Source organism: Staphylococcus sp. HMSC061G12 (genome assembly GCF_001838465.1).
Lineage (GTDB): Bacteria > Bacillota > Bacilli > Staphylococcales > Staphylococcaceae > Staphylococcus > Staphylococcus simulans.
Map to the genome: position 1 here is coordinate 22,337 of NZ_KV837157.1, position 546 is coordinate 22,882.

Consider the following 546-nt stretch of genomic DNA (forward strand, 5'->3'; position numbering starts at 1 on the left):
CGTCTTTCAACTCTTGTGGAGTCTTAGTCGCATCCGCTTTTGCAGCTTCGCCCGCTTTAACTGCATCTTCTAAAGGTTTCACTGTATTTGGTTTATAGTCAGCTTTATTGACTGCGTTTGCTGCGTCGATTGCTTTATTTAATTCATCTAAAGCATCTTGATGTTCTTTCGCTGCGATAGCATCGTTTAATGCTTTTGTTGCTTCTGCTACTTGTTGTGGCGTTGCATTATCATCAGCTTTAACTCTTTCAGCATCTGCTAATTTATCTTGAACCGCTTTGTCTTCTGGATCATTCGCGTCAAGGTTACCTAAAGTATTAGCTTTATCGATTGCCTTTTGTAATTCAGCTTTGTCTGCTTTTTGAACTAAGTCTTTTTGAGCATCTTTCAATGCTTGGGTTGCTGCTTCAATTTCTGCTGTTGTTTTATTATCCGGTGCATCAACAATTCCTTGTCCTGCTGTTTGTGCATCAGTTAATGGTTTCACACTGTCTGGTGTGTACTCATCTTTGTTGATTGCTTTCGCTTTTTCAAGCTCTGCTTTCA

At 39.7% G+C, this 546-nt stretch carries 1 protein-coding gene; it reads right to left on the reverse strand.

Annotated features, from left to right (window positions below):
• Positions 1-546 (reverse strand): FIVAR domain-containing protein (locus HMPREF2937_RS13810; protein ID WP_180364647.1); only part of this gene is annotated, 546 nt, incomplete at both ends.